The sequence below is a fragment of the Streptomyces sp. NPDC014727 genome (genome assembly GCF_043083485.1).
Taxonomy (GTDB): Bacteria; Actinomycetota; Actinomycetes; order Streptomycetales; family Streptomycetaceae; genus Streptomyces.
The window spans coordinates 1-18,387 of the sequence record NZ_JBIBYR010000012.1 but is presented as its reverse complement, the minus strand read 5'-3'; the positions used below and the strand labels follow the sequence as shown (position 1 = coordinate 18,387).

Genomic DNA, 18,387 nt, shown 5'->3' with positions numbered 1-18,387 from the left:
AGAGTTTGCGCCGTGGGATCTTTGCGTAATCCGATCGGGCCGCTTCCCTCCACCATCTACTGGCGACGGAGGGCCGTAGCGGCGACGCTGGTTGCGCTGCTCGCGCTGCTGATCGTATGGGCCGTCACTTCCGGCAGCGACGGCAAGAAGAACACGGACGACTCCCGGCCCGGCGGCAAGGGTCCCGCGCACGAGATCACTCCCGGCCCCTCCCAGCCGGGTACGGCCATCACCCAACAGCCGGGCGGACGCGACGAGTCGGGCGACACCGACGGCGGAGGCGCCGGCGGTACGGGCGCGGGCTCCGATGGCGGATCAGGCACCGGCGACGGCGGTACGGGCACCGTCGGCGGATCGGGCACCGGCGCCGGGGCCGCGGGCGGCAGCGGTGCAGTGACCGGTGAGCAGGTCCCGGCCGGTTCTTCGCTCCCCGACTGCGCCCCCGCCACACTGCAGTTGAGCCTGAGCACCGAACTCAGCTACGGCCCCGACGAGAAGCCGAAGTTCCGGTTGATGGCCAGGAACACCTCGTCCACCACCTGCAAGGCCGACCTCGGGCCGAGGAGCGCGGTGCTCACCATCACCGAGGCCGGTGGCGACGACAAGCAGGTGTGGTCCTCCAAGGACTGCCCGCGCAACGGCGGCAGCCTGCTGCTGAAGGTCCCGGCGGGCACGACCGTCGTCCACACCGTGGAGTGGGACCGCAAGAAGAGCGCTCCGCAGTGCGCGACGCCGCCCGCGGGGACCGCGGCGCCCGGTACGTATCTGGTCGAGGCGAAGGCGCCGGGCGAGCCGTTGCAGCGCGCCTCGTTCCGCCTTGAGAAGGACTGAGCGAAGGACGCGGGCAAGGGCCGGGAGAAGGCCGGGGAAAAGGCGGGCGGAGGGGCTCGAAGAAGGGCTGGGCGCCCGAGGTCGGCCGGCTCCGGAAAGCACTTCGGGTCCCGGGCCCCGGCGCCGCCTTCTGTGTGCAGGACCGCGCGTACTGCTACACGTACCGCTCAAGGATCGACGACTCGGCCAGCCGCGACAGCCCCTCGCGCACGCTCCGCGCCCGCGCCTCGCCGACCCCGTCGACCGTCTGGAGGTCGTCCACGCTGGCGGCGAGCAGCTTCTGCAGACCGCCGAAGTGCTCCACCAGCCGGTCGATGATCGCTCCGGGCAGCCGCGGTACCTTCGCCAGCAGCCGGAAGCCGCGCGGCGAGACCGCCGAATCCAGCGTCTCCGGCGAGCCGCTGTACCCCAGCGCCCGTGCGACGACCGGGAGTTCGAGCAGTTCGGTGTGGGAGAGCGCGTCGAGTTCGGTGAGGGCCTCGGCGACCGTGCGGGACCGCTTGGCGGTCGGCTCCGGCACGTAGTCGCGCACGACCAGCTCACGCTCCGGCTCGACACCGGCGATCAACTCGTCGAGCTGGAGCGAGAGAAGCCGGCCGTCGGTGCCCAGCTCCACCACGTACTCGGCGATCTCGGTCGCGATCCGGCGGACCATCTCCAGCCGCTGCGCGACGGACGTCACGTCCCGGACCGTCACCAGGTCCTCGATCTCCAGCGCCGAGAGCGTGCCCGCGACCTCGTCGAGCCGGAGCTTGTAGCGCTCCAGGGTGGCGAGTGCCTGGTTGGCGCGGGAGAGGATCGCGGCGGACTCCTCCAGGACCCGGCGCTCGCCGTTCACGTACAGCGCGATGAGACGCATCGACTGCGAGACCGAGACGACCGGGAAGTTGCACTGCTTGGAGACCCGGTCCGCCGTGCGGTGACGGGTGCCGGTCTCCTCGGTGGGGATGGAGGCGTCCGGGACCAGCTGCACACCGGCACGCAGGATCTTGGTCATGTCCTTGTCGAGGATCAGCGCCCCGTCGAGCTTGGCCAGCTCGCGCAGGCGCGTCGCGGTGAACTCCACGTCCAGTACGAATCCGCCGGTGCACATCGACTCGACCGTTCTGTCCATGCCCAGGACGACCAGCCCGCCGGTGTTGCCGCGGAGGATGCGCTCCAGGCCGTCCCGCAGGGCCATTCCGGGCGCGACGGCGGACAACGAGGCGCGCATCAGCGCCTCGTTACCGGTGCCTTGGCCGGACTTTCCGGGCGATGTTGCCCGGTCGCTGGCTGCCACTGCACTCCTCCGGTCACAGGTTTGTGGTGCCGTTGCGTCCCTCATGCCGTTCGTACGGACGGGCGAGACCAGGGCAAAGTCTACCGGCGCGCGTTCTCCTCCTGTGGGGCCTGTGCGCGAGACCGGCGCGGGAGCACTCTCAGTGCATCACCCATGTTGGCGACTTCTGTGACCTTCATACCGGCCGGGACCTTTCCGGGATCGGTCGGGACCAGCGCGTGCGTGAAGCCCAGACGGTGCGCCTCGGCCAGCCTGCGCTGGACCCCTGTGACCCTTCTGACCTCGCCCGCGAGGCCCACTTCGCCGATCGCCACCAGGTTCTTGGGGAGCGGGGTGTCGCTGGCCGCGCTGGCCAGGGCCAGGGCGACGGCGAGGTCCGCGGCGGGCTCGGAGAGCTTCACACCGCCGACCGTCGCGCTGTAGATGTCCCGCTTGCCGAGCGAGCTGATCCGGCCGCGCTGCTCCAGAACGGCCAGCATCATCGACACCCGGGACGTCTCCAGGCCGGAGGTGGTGCGCCGGGGTGACGGAATCTGTGAATCGACCGTCAGCGCCTGGACCTCCGCGACGAGCGGGCGCTTGCCCTCCAGGGTGACGGTCAGACAGGTGCCGGGGACGGGCTCGTCGCGCCGGGTGAGGAAGAGGCCCGACGGGTCGGCGAGGCCGGTGATGCCCTCGTCGTGCAGCTCGAAGCAGCCGACCTCGTCGGTCGCGCCGTATCTGTTCTTGACACCCCGCACGAGGCGCAGCCGGGCATGGCGGTCGCCCTCGAAGGACAGCACCACGTCGACGAGGTGCTCCAGCAGCCGCGGCCCCGCGATCGCCCCGTCCTTGGTGACATGGCCGACCAGGAGCGTCGACATCCCGCGCTCCTTGGAGGCCCGGATGAGCGCACCGGCGACCTCCCGGACCTGCGCCATGCCGCCCGGCGCCCCGTCGATCTCGGGCGAGGCGACGGTCTGTACGGAGTCGAGGATGAGGAGCGACGGCTTGACGGCGTCCAGATGGCCGAGGACCGCGGAGAGGTCGGTCTCGGCGGCGAGGTACAGGTGGTCGTTGATCGCCCGGATCCGGTCGGCGCGCAGGCGCACCTGGCTCGCGGACTCCTCGGCGGTGACATAGAGGGTGCGGTGGTCGTCGCTCGCCGCCTTCGCGGCCACGTCGAGCAGCAGCGTCGACTTCCCGACGCCCGGCTCGCCCGCGAGCAGCACGACGGCCCCGGGGACGAGACCGCCGCCGAGCACCCGGTCCAGCTCGCCCACGCCGGTCGACCGGGCGGTGGCCTGTCGGCTGTCGACCTGGCCGATGGGGAGCGCGGCCGTGCTGACCCGGCCGGCCGCGGTGGTCCGCACGGCGGGGGCGCCGCCGAACTCCTCGACCGTCCCCCATGCCTGGCATTCGGGGCAGCGGCCGAGCCACTTGGCGGTCGTCCAGCCGCACTCGGTGCAGCGGTAGGACGGCCGGTCCTTCGCGGGTTTCGTACGGGCAGCCATGGCGCAACCGTATAGGTGGGGTCGGACAGTGCCGCCGGGCGCGGTCCGGGGCGCCACCCGGCGCGGGCGCATGCCCGTCGACTACCCCAGCACTTCCGCCGGAATGTCTGATTTCGGCCCCTCGGGTTCCCGGTTTCGGCCTCTTGAGCCATGAATTCCTGTCCCCTTTTGAGCGATACGTTCACCCGTAAGGATTAAATGTGCTGAAGAGGCGCTAAAAGCATGCTCTGTGCTGCCTACGGTCGCCAGGTGATGAGCAGCAGGCTGGAGCCCCCTACGCACACCACCGGCGCACACCGGGCGCAGCGCCGTGCGCCCCACCCCGCGGCGCAGCCTTCGCCGCGGCGGCCTCCCGCACGTTACGAGCCGCATCTCGACGGTCTGTTCACCTACTGCCTGTCCGTGCTCTGCGACCACGACGCCGCCACCGAGGCGCTCGGCGGGGTGCTCGCGATCGCGGAACGGCAGGGCGGCCGGTGCCCAGCGGGCGAGGAGGAACGTAAATCCTGGCTGTACGCGCTGGCCAGGTGGATGTGTCTGCGCAAACTCGCCGAGCGGAAACAGGGCCGCCAGGCGCACCGCCACAAGGCCGGGAAGCTGTCGGGAAGGCAGCCGGTCAAGCCGGAGGCGAAGCGCGAACCGAAGCGGGTGGGCGGGCCTCCGGGCAAACAGCCGGGCGGGACGGGCACCCAGGGGGCGCGCGCGGGACGCTGTACGCCCCCCGCCGCTCTTGCGAAGGCCCCCGCCGCCTTCACCTCGGTCGGCAATTCGGTGGGCAAGACCCATACCCCCGAATCCGAGGCCGCCGCCGAGGCGCACCGCCGCGAACTCGCCCAGCTGGCCTGGCCCGAGGCCGCGGGTACCACCCCCGAACAGCGCGAAGCGCTCGAACTCGCCGTGCGCCACCGCCTCGCCCCGCGTGCTGTCGCCTCCGTCCTCGGCCTGGAACCGGCGACCGCCCGGGACCTCCTGGCCGCCGCGGCCTGTGAGGTGGAACGGACCCGCGCCGCCCTCGCCGTCGTCGAGTCCGGCAACTGTCCCACCGTCGCCCGGCTCACCGGCGACCACCGCGTCCTGCTCTCCGCCACCCTGCGCCGTGAACTCGTCCGCCATGTCGACGACTGCCCCCGCTGCCGCCGGGCCGCCGAACGGGCCGGCGCCGAGGGCCCCTGGCCGGGAGGGCCGCTCACCCCGGCCGCCGTGCTGCCGGTCGTCGAGGCACCGCGGCCCTCCGCCTATGTCGCGATGGTCCACGCCCAGCGGAGCCGGTCCGGCGGCCCGCGCTTCGACCGGGCGGGCTTCCCGCTGGACCCGAAGGACCACGCCGCGCGCCGGGACCGGATGCGGGCCAGGGTCGTGACGACGACGGTGGTGGCGACGGTCGTGGCCGCCCCGGTGATCGCGTTGTGGACCGCCTACCGCGGCGCACCGCAGACCGGCGAGGGCCATGAGGGCTCCTCGGTCACCGCGACCGAGACGGACGTCCGCCACGACGACGGCACTCCGGACGGCCACTACGAGAACGCCGGCAACGCCCGTCCCCAGCCGGGTGCCCGCTTCAGGGACGGCCGCACCCCGGACGTCTCGGCCGAGGTGATCAGCTCGGGTTCGGCGCGGGGCATCGGCGGGCTCACCGTCGAGGCCCGCTCGTCCGGCGGCACGACTCTGATCCGCCTGACCGCCTCGGGCGGTGCCCCCGTCGCCTGGTCGGTCCGTGCGGACGTGTCCTGGCTGCGTCTGAGCAGTTCCTCGGGGACGCTCGCCGCGGGCGAGAGCGTCACGGTCCGCGTCCTCGTGGACCATCCGCGGGAACCCGCCGGTCCGTGGAGTGCCCGTATCGCCCTCGCCCCTTCGGATTCGGTCGTGGTGATCCGGGGGCGCGGGGCGACGGCACCGTCACCCGACGGTCCGGGACACCCGGGTACGCCCGATCCCTCCGGCCCGTCGGCTCCGCCCTCGTCCTCGCCGCATCCCACACAGCCGACCGACCCGACACCCGGCCCGAGCGAACCGACGCCGACACCGACGGACCCGACACCGACCGATCCGACCCCGACCCCGGACCCGACGCCCCCCACGGACCCCGGGACGGGCACGACCACCCCGGCGGGCTGAAGCGGGGCGTCGGGGGGGCGACAACGGTCCACCCGGCGTGCCCAGCCCGCCACGAGCCGTCACGCCCCGGCCTCAGCCGCCACGCCTCCCGGTCCCAGCCGTCGTCGTCACGCCCCGGGCCGCTGCGCCGGATCCGCCGGGTGCGGCGCCATCGGCAGCAGCGAGGACAGGCGCTCCTCGCACAGCTCGACCAGCCGGTCGTACGCCTCCTTGCCCATCAGCTCGGTGAGTTCCGGCCGGTACGACACGTACACCGGCTCACCGGCCCCGTGCGCGGAGGTCGCCGACGTGCACCACCAGTGCAGATCGTGACCGCCCGGACCCCAGCCCCTGCGGTCGTACTCGCCGATCGACACCTGGAGCACGCGGGTGTCGTCGGGTCGGTCGATCCAGTCGTACGTACGCCGGATCGGCAGCTGCCAGCAGACGTCCGGCTTGGTCTCCAGGGGTTCCTTGCCCTCCCGCAGCGCCAGGATGTGCAGCGAGCAGCCCGCGCCCGCCGCGAAGCCGGGACGGTTCTGGAAGATGCACGAACCCTCCCAGCGCCGCGTCTGGCGTTCCCCGTCGTCGTCGACCTCGACCCAGCCGGTCCTGGTGCCGACGTCGTGGAACTGCCACAGGTCAGGGGTCAGCCGTGCGACATGGCCCGCCACGCGCTTCTCGTCGTCCTTGTCCGAGAAGTGCGCGCCCAGGGTGCAGCATCCGTCGTCCGCGCGGCCCGCCTGGATGCCCTGGCAGCCACTGCCGAAGATGCAGGTCCACCTGGACGTCAGCCAGGTCAGGTCGCAGCGGAAGACCTGCTCGTCGTCCGCCGGGTCGGGGAACTCGACCCAGGCGCGTGCGAAATCGATACCCGTTTCGTCCTCGGACCGGTTCGGTCCGTTCGCTTCCTGCTGCTGCATCTCCTGCTTCGTTCTCTGCTTCTTCGTGTTTTTGCCCGGCTTCGCCTTTTTCGTCTTTGGCACGGGCCAAGAGTAAGTCCGCCGCCCCGGTAGCGTTCCGGGTATGAGACTCGGAGTCCTCGACGTGGGTTCGAACACAGTGCATCTGCTGGTGGTGGACGCGCACCCCGGTGCGCGCCCGCTGCCCGCGCACTCGCACAAGGCGGAACTGCGCCTGGCCGAACTCCTCGACGAGGACGCGGCGATCGGGCCCCACGGTGTGGACCGGCTCGTGGCGACGATCACCGATGCGCTGCAGGCCGCCGAGGACAAGGGGTGCGAGGACGTTCTGCCGTTCGCCACGTCCGCGGTGCGGGAGGCGAGCAACGCCGACCAGGTGCTGGCCCGGGTACGGGAGGAGACGGGCGTCGACCTCGCCGTCCTCAGCGGCGCGGAGGAGGCCCGGCTCACCTTCCTCGCCGCCCGCCGCTGGTTCGGCTGGTCGGCGGGGCGGCTGCTGGTCCTGGACATCGGCGGCGGCTCGCTGGAGGTCTCGTACGGCATGGACGAGGAGCCGGATGCCGCGGTGTCGCTGCCGCTCGGGGCAGGTCGGCTGACCGCCGGATGGCTGCCGGGCGATCCGCCGGACCCGGCCGACGTGAAGGCACTGCGCCGCCATGTACGGGCCAGGATCGCCCGGAGCGTCGGGGAGTTCACGCGCCTCGGGCGCCCGGACCATGTCGTCGGCACCTCCAAGACCTTCAAACAGCTCGCCAGGATCGCGGGCGCCGCGCGCACCACCGACGGTCTGTACGTGCAGCGCGCCCTCACCCGCAAGTCGCTGGAGGAATGGGTGCCGAAGCTGGCGTCGATGACCGTTCAGCAGCGGTGCGACCTGCCCGGGGTCTCCGAGGGGCGGGCCGCGCAGCTGCTGGCCGGGGCGCTGGTCGCGGAAGGCGCCATGGATCTGTTCGGGGTCGAGGAGCTGGAGATCTGCCCCTGGGCGCTGCGCGAGGGCGTCATCCTGCGCCGACTGGACCACCTGCCCACGGAGCAGGCCGCGCTGCGCTGAGCGCCGCGGGGCCTGCCGGGCGCGCCGCGGGGCCTGCCCGGGTCCGCCATGGCCCTTCTCACTTTCCGCCCGGGTCCCTCGGCGAGGCGCACCACTGCCCGTACGCTGTCCCAGTGGCAGAACCAGTGGTGCGCATCCCGGATGCGAAGGTCGCCCTGTCGACGGCATCCGTCTATCCGGAGTCGACGTCGACGGCCTTCGAGATCGCCGCGCGCCTCGGTTACGACGGTGTCGAGGTCATGGTGTGGACCGACCCCGTCAGCCAGGACATCCAGGCCCTGCGCCGGCTCTCGGACTACCACGGGGTACCGATCCTCGCCGTCCACGCGCCCTGCCTCCTGGTCACGCAGCGCGTCTGGTCCACCGACCCGTGGGTGAAGCTCCAGCGAGCGCGTGCCGCCGCGGAGAAGCTCGGGGCGACGACCGTCGTCGTGCACCCGCCGTTCCGTTGGCAGCGCAATTACGCGCGCGACTTCGTCACTGGGATCTGGCGCATGGCGGACGAGACGGACGTGCGGTTCGCCGTCGAGAACATGTACCCCTGGCGCTACCGGGACCGCGAGATGCTCGCGTACGCCCCCGACTGGGACGTCACCAACGACGACTACCGCCACTTCACCGTGGATCTCTCGCACACCGCGACGGCCCGCACCGACGGCATGGCGATGGTCGACCGGATGGGCGGCCGGCTCGCCCATGTCCATCTCGCCGACGGCAAGGGCTCCAACAAGGACGAGCACCTGGTGCCCGGCCGTGGCGACCAGCCCTGCGCCGAACTCCTGGAGCATCTGGCCCGTACCGGCTTCGGCGGCCATGTCGTCATCGAGGTCAATACCCGGCGCGCCATGTCCACTGCCGAACGCGAGGCCGACCTGGCGGAGGCACTGGCCTTCACCCGGCTCCACCTGGCGTCCGCCTCGGCCGAGACCCCGCGCTCGTGACCGACGGGCCCACCGGCGCCGACGGCCCCGCGAACCCCGCCCCCAGGCGCCGAGGCCGCCCTTCCCGCGCGGCCGACACCACCGGCCCCGATGCCCGTACCCGCATCCTGGAGGCCGCCCGTACCGAATTCGCGGAGCGCGGCTACGACAAGACGTCGATCCGGGGCATCGCCAAGGCGGCAGGCGTCGACTCCGCCCTCGTCCACCACTACTTCGGTACGAAGGACGAGGTCTTCGCGGCCGCCATCGAGCTCTCCTTCGAGCCGGGCCTCGTGATCCCGGCCATCCTGGGCAGCGGCACCGAGGGCCTGGGGGAGCGGCTGGCCCGCTATTTCATCGCCGTGTGGGAGAACCCGGCGTCGAGGGGTCCGCTGCTGGCGGTCATGCGGTCCGCGCTGACGCACGAGGCGGCGGCGAAGGTCCTCCGCGGCTTCGTCCTGCGCCGCCTCCTGGAACGCATCGCGCAGACACTGGACGTCCCGGACGCGACCTTCCGCGCGGAACTGGCCGCCTCGCACATGATCGGGATCGCGATGCTGCGCTATGTGATCCGGGCGGAGCCACTGGCTTCGGCACCCCCCGAGCAGATCATCGAGATGGTGGCGCCGACGCTGCAGCGCTACTTGACGGAATCCTGATCCCGCCGCCGCGGCCTGCGGCGAAACCGCGCCCCGGCGCCCCCGTACCGCCTCGGTACGCCGCCCATCCATCGAGCATCCTGTCCCGTATGGCGGACAGGATGTCCAGATCTTGGAGCCGGAGGCGTAGGGTCGGAGGCAGTCTTTTCTGTCGAAGGAGCGAGCGACGATGCCCGAGCTGAGGTCCCGCACTGTCACCCACGGCCGCAACATGGCCGGCGCCCGCGCCCTTATGCGGGCCTCGGGCGTAGCGAGCGAGGACATCGGCAAGCCGATCATCGCGGTCGCCAACTCCTTCACCGAGTTCGTCCCCGGCCACACCCACCTGGCTCCCGTCGGCCGGATCGTCTCCGACGCGATCAAGGCCGCGGGCGCCGTCCCCCGCGAGTTCAACACGATCGCCGTCGACGACGGCATCGCGATGGGGCACTCCGGGATGCTGTACAGCCTCCCCTCCCGCGATCTGATCGCCGACTCCGTCGAGTACATGGTCGAGGCACACTGCGCGGACGCGCTGATCTGCATCTCCAACTGCGACAAGATCACCCCCGGCATGCTGATGGCCGCGATGCGCCTCAACATCCCGACAGTCTTCGTCTCCGGCGGCCCGATGGAGGCCGGCCGGGCCACCCTCGTCGACGGCACGGTCCGCAAGCTCGACCTGATCAACGCGATCAGTGACGCCGTCAACGAGAACGTCTCGGACGAGGACATCCTCCGTATCGAGGAGAACGCCTGCCCCACCTGCGGCAGCTGTTCCGGCATGTTCACCGCCAACTCGATGAACTGCCTGACCGAGGTCCTCGGCCTCTCCCTGCCCGGCAACGGTTCGGTCCTCGCCACGCACACCGCCCGCAAGGCGCTGTACGAGGACGCCGGCCGCACGGTCGTCGAGATCACCAGGCGCTACTACGAGCAGGACGACGCGACGGTCCTGCCCCGCTCCATCGGCACCCGTGCCGCGTTCGACAACGCCATGGCGCTGGACATCGCCATGGGCGGCTCGACCAACACGATCCTGCACCTGCTCGCCGCCGCGCAGGAGGCCGAGCTCTCCTACGACCTCGACGACATCAACGAGGTCTCGCGCCGCGTCCCCTGCCTGTCCAAGGTCGCTCCCAATGTGGCGCCCGGCGGCACGTACTACATGGAGGACGTGCACCGGGCCGGCGGCATCCCCGCCATCCTGGGCGAGCTGCACCGCGGCGGCCTGCTCGACGAGGACGTGCATTCGGTCCACTCCGACTCCCTCGCCGAGTGGCTGAAGAACTGGGACGTCCGAGGCGGCTCCCCGTCCCCGGCGGCCGTCGAACTGTGGCACGCGGCTCCCGGATGCGTCCGCTCCGCGACCGCCTTCTCGCAGTCCGAGCGCTGGGAGACCCTCGACCTGGACGCGGTCGGCGGCTGCATCCGCGACGTGGCGCACGCGTACTCCAAGGACGGCGGCCTCGCGGTCCTCAAGGGGAACCTCGCCGAGGACGGCTGTGTCGTGAAGACGGCGGGCGTCGACGAGTCGATCTGGACCTTCGAGGGCCCCGCGGTCGTCTGCGAGTCGCAGGAGGAGGCCGTCGACAAGATCCTCCGCAAGGAGATCAAGGAGGGTGACGTCGTGGTCATCCGTTACGAGGGCCCGCGCGGCGGCCCCGGCATGCAGGAGATGCTCTACCCCACGTCCTTCCTGAAGGGCCGCGGCCTCGGCAAGAGCTGCGCCCTGGTGACCGACGGCCGCTTCTCCGGCGGTACGTCGGGGCTGTCCATCGGCCACGCGTCGCCGGAGGCCGCTTCGGGCGGCACCATCGCGCTCGTCGAGGACGGCGACCGGATCAGGATCGACATCCCGAACCGCTCGATCGAGCTCCTCGTCCCCGAGGCCGAGCTGACCGCCCGCCGCGCGGCGCTGAACGGTGTGTACGCGCCGAAGAACCGCGACCGCAAGGTCAGCGCGGCGCTGCGCGCGTACGCGGCGATGGCGACGAGCGCGGACCGTGGCGCGGTGCGGGACGTGTCCAAGCTCGGCTGAACCGAGCCGCGAACGCCACGGAAGGCCGGGGCCCCGCTCTCACCAGTGAGCCGGGTCCTTGCCGTCGACGGCGAACACGGACCCGTCGGGCGCGGTCCCGATGACGGTCCGGCCGACGGCGACGGGGGCGGGCAGCGCCGAGGCGTAGCTGAGCTTCCCGTCCCGGAGCCGGGGGCTCGTCTGGCCCAGCAGCGTCCCGCGCTCGGTGTCCACGGCGAGCAGGCGCCCGTCCGCCGCGGAGAAGTACAGCCGGTTCCCGGGGGCGAGGACGGGCGCCGACGTCCGCCCGGCCGCGGTCTCCAGTTGCCAGAGCACGGCCTTGCCGTCCCGCTTTCCGTCGCCCTTCCCGCCGGTCGGGCGCGTGTCGACGGCGACCAGGGTTCCGCCGTGGGCCAGCAGATAGGCGGTGTCCCCACCCACCACGGCTTCCGGTTCGTTCATCCGGAACGGCAGCGCCACGCGTGAGACGTGCCTGCCCTCCGGGTCGTAGCGGACGAGCCCGACGGTCTGGGTGTCCCCGTTCATGGATGTCAGGACGAGTGCGCCGCCGGAGGTTCCCACCGGGGTGAGCATTCCGTCCAGCCGTCGCTGCCACGCCGTGTGCCCGGAAGCCGTGTCGAGGGCCGTGACCAGCGTGGTGGACCCGTAGGCCGAGTGCTCGAACGCGTAGGCGAGCCCGGACGCGTCGTCGTACAGCGCGAAGTCCGGGCGTTGGTGCCCCGCGAGCGAATGCCGCCAGCGGGACACGCCGGTGGCGGAGTCGAGCGCCTCGGTCGTACCGTCCTCGGCCGTCAGCAGCAGCGTGTCACCCGCGGCGAAGGGCGTGCCCAGGTACGGGGAGAGATCCGCGGCCCAGACCTGTTCGCCCTTGGCCGGGTCGTACGCCCGGAGCTTCCCGCCCGGCACGGCCTTGTGCACCAGGCCACCGGAGACCGACAGCACGCCGGACGTCGGAGCGTCCCCGGCGGAGCGACGGGTCCACAGCACCCGGCCGTCGGCGGGATCCAGCCGGGCGGCGCCGACACCACCCGCGGCGCAGTACAACGCCGCGGTCCGGCCGGACGTCCCCTCCTCGGTCTGTTGGCCGGTGCCCCTCGCCGAGGAACAGACCGGCGTCGCGCCGGCCGAGGACACGAGCGGTGTACGCCACGGCGCGAACGTCGCCGAGACCTTCGCGCCACCCGACTCCCCCGGCTCGCCGGAGCCGCCCACGGCTCCGGCCGCCCACACCCCGCCGGCACCCACGACGAGCAGTGTGGCGGCGGATGCCAGTTGCCACCGCCGTTTGCCGCCGCCGGTCGCGGTGCCCTTCCTGCTCCGCCCGGCCCCGCCCACGTGCGTGTCCGCCTCCGCCCCGGCCCCCGGCGCCGCGACCGCGGGGCCTTCGGTTTCGACGTCGGCTTCGGCCTGGATTCCGACCGAGCCGGGCCGCCGCTGCGACGGTATGAACGCGGCGGCGTCGTACGAAGGAGGGCTCAGCGTCGCCATGATCTCGTCCGGGGTGGGCCGCTCCGCAGGGTCCTTCGCCAGGCACCGCCCGATGAGCGGAGCCAGATCCGTCGGCACCCCTGCCAGATCGGCTTCGTCATGCACCACCTGGTAGGCCACGATGTACGGGCTGTCGGAGTCGAAGGGCCCCCGGCCGGTCGCCGCGTGGACGAGCACGGCTCCCAGCGCGAACACGTCCGCGGCGGGCCCGACCTCGCGCGGCCGCTGGAACTGCTCGGGTGCCATGTACGGCGGCGAGCCGATCAGTTTGCCCGTCTCGGTGCGCAGGTCGCTGTCGTACGGCCGGGAGATCCCGAAGTCGATGACCTTGGGCCCGGAGTCGGAGAGCAGCACATTGCTCGGCTTGAGGTCACGGTGGATCACCCCGGCCCGGTGGATGTCGCGCAGCGCCTCGGCGAGTCCCGCCGTCAGTCTGCGCAGCTCGGCGGGGGCCATCGGCCCGTTCCGTTTCACCTGATCGGAGAGCGTGGGACCGGGCACGTACAGCGTGGCCATCCACGGGCGCGCGGCATCCGGATCGGCGTCGACGACCGGCGCGGTGAAGGCCCCGCTGACCCGCCTCGCCGCCCCGACCTCCTGCCGGAAACGAGCCCTGAACTCGGGGTCCGCGGAGTAGTGCCGATGTACCACCTTGACGGCGAGCTGCAGTCCGGAGGTGGAGCGGGCCAGATGCACGACGCCCATGCCGCCCGCGCCGAGACATGCCTCAAGGCGGTACTGACCGGCGTATTCCGGATGCTCCGCTTCCGGATTCGCTCCGGTACCTCGCAGCGGCGGCATCGCCCACCCCCGTGTGTTCGTCCGCAAGCGCGACGCACGGAGCCTAGTCGATGGTGCGTGCGATACCGCCGGGGCTTGTAGCCTGCGCGTCGTACACACCGTCTCTCAACGGGGGAGGGCCTCATGGCCATGGAAGAGCAGATCGACACCGTCACCACCGACGCAGCCGGGGCGGCCGAGGGCGCGGCCGCGCTCGCCGGTACCGACGACGTCAGCCGGTACCCCATCGCACCCGGCTACCGCGTCAACGTCCGCACGGGACCGGGCACCCAGTACGGCATCGTCAGGACACTGCCGTACGGAGTGAAGGTCGCGGTCTACTGCCAGAAGCCGGGGGAGCGGGTCACCGGCCCGTACGGCACCTCGAACATCTGGGACAACATCGCCAACGGCCAGTTCGTGTCGGACGCCTACGTCCACACGGGCAGCGACGGCTACATCGCCCCGCGCTGCGACTGACCGCGCCCCCGTCCCGTCCGGGGCCACGACCCGGGCGGGGCCGAGACCGGGTCGGGTTCCCGCGTCGGTGACCGGCGCGACCGACGCCGTGGCCGCCCGGGGATAATCGACCTCGTGAGCGAGAACAGCGAAGACCCCGGTACCGGCGCGACACCCGGCAGCACCGCGTCCGGTTCCAGCACCCCGGGTCCGCAGCCCGAGCCCCTGTTCTTCTTCGGTACGACCTGGGTCGACCACGACGGGGGCTACGGGCTGCGACGGGTGGGGGCGGCGGTCGGCTCCCTCGTCGCCGCGGTCGCCGCCTGCTTCGTCCTGCGCTTCGCCTTTCAGGGGCTGCAGATCGCCGATGTCGGCAATCTCGTCGGCATCCTGGTCGTGGCGATGTTCGCCATCTGCAGCGCGATCGCCTTCCGCAAGACATGGGAGGGGTTCAGCCGCCGCCCGGTCGATCCGGCGCGCGAGGCCAGTCTGCGCGGTCTGAAGACGATCGGCTTCGTCGGCTCGCTGATCGCCTACTTCCTCCGTACGTTCATGGAGGCGCCGGGCGAGCGACTGCGCCGCACGGAGTACGAGACGGCCCTGGCCCGCTACGCGAAGCGCCGTTCGTCCCGTACCGGGAACCCGGCTGCCCGCAAGACCGCCAAGACCCCCAAGGGCAAGCGGCCCAAGCGCAAGTAGAAACCGAAGGCAGGGCCCAGGGCCACGCCGCACGAGGACCCCACCTCCCGGCCACTCCCTCCCTCCCCACCTCGTGCGCTCTCCTTCGACCGTGCGGCCGCCCAGTACGCCGCGGCCACTCCTCGGCCAGAGCATGAGCACGAGGAGCGCCCCGGTCCCGACGGCGACCGCGCTGCCCCGTCACCCCGTGCCGAGCGCCAGTCGCGGCAGCCCGCCGAGCTTCTGCCCCATGGCCCCGGGCGCCACCGCGTCGGCGAGCACGTACAGCTGCCCCACCACCAACACGATGCCGATTCCGGCGAGCATCCCCTGCACGACGGCCACGGGCACGGCCCGGAACCACTGCCCGAGCCGCAGCACCCCAGCCCCACCTGCACCACAGCGGCGGCCAGGACCCCGCTGCCCCGCGTCTTGACGAGAGGAGCCGCCAGGATAAAAATTCATCGCATGATGAATTCTTCGGGTGCCGCCATCGCGGCCCGGGGCCTCGCCGTCGTACGAGGCAACCGCACCGTTCTCCGCGACCTCGACTTCACCGTCGAACCCGGCAGGATCACCGGTCTGCTCGGCCCCTCCGGCTGCGGCAAGTCCACCCTGATGCGTGCCATCGTGGGCACCCAGGCCAAGGTCACCGGCACCCTCGACGTGCTCGGCAGCCCCGCGGGCCACCCCACCCTCCGCCCGCGCATCGGGTACGTCACCCAGGCTCCGTCCGTCTACACCGACCTGACCGTCCGGCAGAACCTCGACTACTTCGCGGCGATCCTCCAGCCGGGCCGCCGCCACCGGGACGCCCGCCGTACCGCGGTCGCCCGCGCGATCACCGAGGTGGACCTGACCAGCCACGCCGACGCCCTGGCCGGCGCCCTCTCCGGCGGCCAGCGCACCCGCGTCTCCCTCGCCGTGGCCCTGCTCGGCACCCCCGAACTCCTGGTGCTCGACGAACCGACCGTGGGCCTGGACCCGGTACTCCGCCGCGACCTGTGGAACCTCTTCCACGCCCTCGCCGCCGACCGCGGCACCACACTCCTCGTCTCCTCCCACGTCATGGACGAGGCCGAGCGCTGCCACCGCCTGCTGCTCATGCGCGAGGGCGAGATCCTCGCCGACGACACACCCGAGGCCCTGCGCACCGCCGCCCGCACCGCCACCGTCGAAGAGGCATTCCTCCACCTGGTCGACGAAGCCGCCACCCGTCAGGAGACCCTCCGATGAGCACGACCCCGACCCCGCAGCCCCCGTCCCCCACCCGCACCCACCCGGCCGCGCCACCGCTGAGCCCCGCCCGCACCCTGGCCACCGCCGCCCGCGTCCTGCGCCAGCTGACCCACGACCCCCGCACCGTCGCGCTGCTCCTGCTGGTCCCGGTCGTGCTGATCACGCTGCTCCGGTACGTCTTCGACGGCAGCCCCCGCACCTTTGACGCCATCGGCGCATCGCTCCTCGGCATCTTCCCGCTGATCACGATGTTCCTGGTGACTTCGATCGCCACCCTGCGCGAACGCACCTCGGGCACACTCGAACGTCTCCTCGCCATGCCGATCGGCAAGGGCGAACTGATCGGCGGCTACGCCCTGGCCTTCGGCGCCGTGGCGATCCTCCAGTCCCTCCTGGCCACCGCGCTCTCGGTCTGGGTGCTCGGCCTGGACGTCACCGGCTCCGCGTGGCTGCTCCTCCTCGTCGCCCTGCTCGACGCCCTGCTCGGCACGGCACTGGGCCTCTTCGTCTCGGCCTTCGCGGCATCGGAGTTCCAGGCGGTCCAGTTCATGCCGGCGGTGATCTTCCCGCAGCTCCTGCTCTGCGGTCTGTTCATCGCACGCGACCGGATGGCGCCCGCCCTCGAAGCGATCTCGAACGTCCTGCCCATGTCGTACGCGGTCGACGGCATGAACGAGGTCCTTCACCACCCCGACGTCACCGGCGACTTCGTCCGCGACGTCCTGGTCGTCGCGGGCTGCGCCCTGCTCGTCCTCGCCCTCGGCGCGGCCACACTCCGCCGACGTACCGCCTGACCGCCCCCGGTGCGAGGATGACGGACACAAGCACAGGCCCGCGCACCGAGCCCCGTCAGCACGACGCACCGAGAACAGCGAGCACAGCCCGGAGGGTGAACCGCATGACCCAGACAGTTGCCGTCCTCGGCACCGGCAAGATCGGCGAGGCCCTGCTCAGCGGCATGATCCGGGCAGGCTGGCGCCCGGCGAACCTGCTGGTCACCACCCGCCGCTCCGAACGCGCCGAGGAACTGCACAGCCGCTACGGAGTCGACTCCGTCACCAACGCCGAGGCCGCCAAGCGCGCCGATGTCCTCATCCTCGCGGTCAAGCCCCAGGACATGGGCCGGCTCCTCGACGAGCTCGCCGGGCACGTCACCGCCGACCGCCTGGTCATCAGCGCCGCCGCGGGCATCACGACCACGTTCATCGAGGGCCGTCTCACCGCGAACACCCCGGTCGTACGCGTCATGCCGAACACCCCCGTCCTCGTCGACGAGGGCATGTCCGTCATCTCGGCGGGCAGCCACGCCACCACCGAGCACCTCGCCACCGCCGAGGCGATCTTCGGCGGCGTCGGCAAGACCCTGCGCGTCCCCGAGTCACAGCAGGACGCGGCAACCGCGCTCTCCGGTTCGGGCCCCGCGTACTTCTACTTCCTCGTCGAGGCGATGACCGACGCGGGCATCCTGCTCGGTCTGCCCCGGGCCCAGGCACACGAACTGATCGTCCAGGCCGCCATCGGGGCCGCCGTGATGCTCCGGGACAGCGGCGAACACCCCGTCAAGCTCCGCGAAGCCGTCACCAGCCCGGCAGGCACCACCATCAGCGCCATCCGCGAGCTGGAGAACCACGGTGTACGGGCCGCCCTCATCGCTGCCCTGGAAGCCGCCCGCGACCGCAGCCGCGAACTCGCCACCGGCAACGGCTGACCGCACAGGGCCTCCCCCGCCCCGCAGCCTCGATCAGCTCCGAACCGCGCGCCACCTCCGCGAACCCACCGCCGGGCAACGACACGACGGTGGGTTCGCGACGACGACATCGGAACATCAGCAGGCACCGCAACCGACATCGACCTCCGCCTCCGCCTCACACGTGCTCACACGCACGGCCCACGGGCCGAGACCGTCGCGACCACCGCGATGCCGACACCCTCGTCTCCAGCCCGCGCGGCTGCCGCGAGGTCCTCCATCCGGACCCGGCCCAGCTCGGGGTTGACACGACACGCCCGCAACCGTAATGTGCTCCGAGTTGTCCGACGTGAGCGCCGACCCCGGTCGGTCCCCGGACAGCCATTCCGCAGTAACCACATCTGGTCGTCGACATCTGTCGCCCGACTTTCTGTGCGCATTTGCGAAATGAGGAATCCGCGTTCGAAGGAACGTGACCCCGATTAGCGTCGAGGCCCAGGATTCCGCTAAAGTCTCACTCGTCGGAACGGCCCAACGGCCGGGAAGACAAGCCCCACTGACTGGGAATCAGGACCGAAAGGATCTGATAGAGTCGGACTCGCCGGAAAGGGAAACGCGAAAGCGTGGAACTGGAAAGCGGCCCCGCTTCGACCGGGAATCGGACACGAAAGAGTCTGATAGAGTCGGAAAAGCAAGACCGAAGGGAAAAGCCCGGAGGAAAGCCCCAGAGAGTGTTCTGCGGGTGAGTACAAAGGAAGCGTCCGTTCCTTGAGAACTCAACAGCGT

Annotated in this window: 16 protein-coding genes; 11 read left to right on the top strand and 5 right to left on the bottom strand. The window is 71.6% G+C overall.

Annotated elements, in window-relative coordinates; translation table 11 throughout:
* The first annotated feature begins 12 nt into the window (after positions 1–12).
* On the top strand, positions 13–831 hold the full coding sequence (locus ACF1B9_RS19995) for a hypothetical protein (protein ID WP_391746182.1): 819 nt from the start codon (positions 13–15) through the stop codon (positions 829–831).
* A 154-nt stretch (positions 832–985) separates the two neighbouring features.
* Here the strand turns inward: ACF1B9_RS19995 and disA are convergent, their stop codons facing one another.
* A complete protein-coding gene (gene disA / locus ACF1B9_RS19990; RefSeq protein ID WP_391746183.1) occupies positions 986–2,110 on the bottom strand; it encodes a DNA integrity scanning diadenylate cyclase DisA in 1,125 nt (374 codons plus the stop codon).
* A gap of 80 nt (positions 2,111–2,190) precedes the next feature.
* A complete protein-coding gene (gene radA / locus ACF1B9_RS19985) occupies positions 2,191–3,603 on the bottom strand; it encodes a DNA repair protein RadA (protein ID WP_391746185.1) in 1,413 nt (470 codons plus the stop codon).
* 252 nt (positions 3,604–3,855) lie between these two features.
* Between radA and ACF1B9_RS19980 the strand changes: the two genes are divergently transcribed.
* Positions 3,856–5,718, top strand: coding sequence for a hypothetical protein (locus tag ACF1B9_RS19980; protein WP_391746215.1), 1,863 nt, complete (start codon positions 3,856–3,858; stop codon positions 5,716–5,718).
* A 107-nt stretch (positions 5,719–5,825) separates the two neighbouring features.
* Here the strand turns inward: ACF1B9_RS19980 and ACF1B9_RS19975 are convergent, their stop codons facing one another.
* On the bottom strand, positions 5,826–6,683 hold the full coding sequence (locus ACF1B9_RS19975) for a hypothetical protein (RefSeq protein ID WP_391746186.1): 858 nt from the start codon (positions 6,681–6,683) through the stop codon (positions 5,826–5,828).
* A 40-nt stretch (positions 6,684–6,723) separates the two neighbouring features.
* Between ACF1B9_RS19975 and ACF1B9_RS19970 the strand changes: the two genes are divergently transcribed.
* From ACF1B9_RS19970 to ilvD, 4 genes are all read left to right on the top strand, one after another.
* Positions 6,724–7,671 carry a Ppx/GppA family phosphatase gene (locus tag ACF1B9_RS19970; RefSeq protein ID WP_391746188.1) on the top strand — a complete coding sequence of 316 codons (948 nt, stop codon included), beginning with the start codon at positions 6,724–6,726 and terminating at the stop codon, positions 7,669–7,671.
* A 113-nt stretch (positions 7,672–7,784) separates the two neighbouring features.
* Positions 7,785–8,612, top strand: a complete 828-nt coding sequence (locus ACF1B9_RS19965) for a sugar phosphate isomerase/epimerase family protein (RefSeq protein WP_391746190.1) — start codon at positions 7,785–7,787, stop codon at positions 8,610–8,612.
* Positions 8,609–9,250: a TetR family transcriptional regulator gene (locus ACF1B9_RS19960; protein WP_391746192.1), complete on the top strand. Its 642-nt coding sequence runs from the start codon at positions 8,609–8,611 to the stop codon at positions 9,248–9,250. Before ACF1B9_RS19965 ends, ACF1B9_RS19960 begins: the two co-directional genes overlap by 4 nt.
* 169 nt (positions 9,251–9,419) lie before the next feature.
* A complete protein-coding gene (gene ilvD, locus ACF1B9_RS19955) occupies positions 9,420–11,270 on the top strand; it encodes a dihydroxy-acid dehydratase (RefSeq protein WP_391746193.1) in 1,851 nt (616 codons plus the stop codon).
* 39 nt (positions 11,271–11,309) lie between these two features.
* Here ilvD and ACF1B9_RS19950 read toward each other — a convergent pair whose 3' ends face one another.
* Positions 11,310–13,559 carry a PQQ-binding-like beta-propeller repeat protein gene (locus ACF1B9_RS19950; protein ID WP_391746194.1) on the bottom strand — a complete coding sequence of 750 codons (2,250 nt, stop codon included), beginning with the start codon at positions 13,557–13,559 and terminating at the stop codon, positions 11,310–11,312.
* Between the two features lie 123 nt (positions 13,560–13,682).
* On the opposite strand from ACF1B9_RS19950, the gene ACF1B9_RS19945 reads away from it, so the two are divergent.
* On the top strand, positions 13,683–14,018 hold the full coding sequence (locus ACF1B9_RS19945) for an SH3 domain-containing protein (RefSeq protein WP_391746196.1): 336 nt from the start codon (positions 13,683–13,685) through the stop codon (positions 14,016–14,018).
* 114 nt (positions 14,019–14,132) lie between these two features.
* Entirely contained in the window at positions 14,133–14,696 is a 564-nt protein-coding gene (locus ACF1B9_RS19940; protein ID WP_391746198.1) for a hypothetical protein, read from the top strand.
* Positions 14,697–14,876: 180 nt separating this feature from the next.
* Here ACF1B9_RS19940 and ACF1B9_RS19935 read toward each other — a convergent pair whose 3' ends face one another.
* Entirely contained in the window at positions 14,877–15,056 is a 180-nt protein-coding gene (locus tag ACF1B9_RS19935) for a hypothetical protein (RefSeq protein ID WP_391746200.1), read from the bottom strand.
* An 87-nt stretch (positions 15,057–15,143) separates the two neighbouring features.
* Between ACF1B9_RS19935 and ACF1B9_RS19930 the strand changes: the two genes are divergently transcribed.
* The 3 genes from ACF1B9_RS19930 to proC all read left to right on the top strand — a co-directional run bounded on the left by ACF1B9_RS19930 (position 15,144) and on the right by proC (position 17,622).
* On the top strand, positions 15,144–15,911 hold the full coding sequence (locus tag ACF1B9_RS19930) for an ABC transporter ATP-binding protein (protein WP_391746201.1): 768 nt from the start codon (positions 15,144–15,146) through the stop codon (positions 15,909–15,911).
* Positions 15,908–16,708 carry an ABC transporter permease gene (locus ACF1B9_RS19925; RefSeq protein ID WP_391746203.1) on the top strand — a complete coding sequence of 267 codons (801 nt, stop codon included), beginning with the start codon at positions 15,908–15,910 and terminating at the stop codon, positions 16,706–16,708. Before ACF1B9_RS19930 ends, ACF1B9_RS19925 begins: the two co-directional genes overlap by 4 nt.
* A 104-nt stretch (positions 16,709–16,812) precedes the next feature.
* Complete coding sequence (gene proC / locus ACF1B9_RS19920) at positions 16,813–17,622, top strand: pyrroline-5-carboxylate reductase (RefSeq protein WP_391746204.1); 810 nt, start codon at positions 16,813–16,815, stop codon at positions 17,620–17,622.
* The last annotated feature ends 765 nt before the right edge of the window (positions 17,623–18,387 follow it).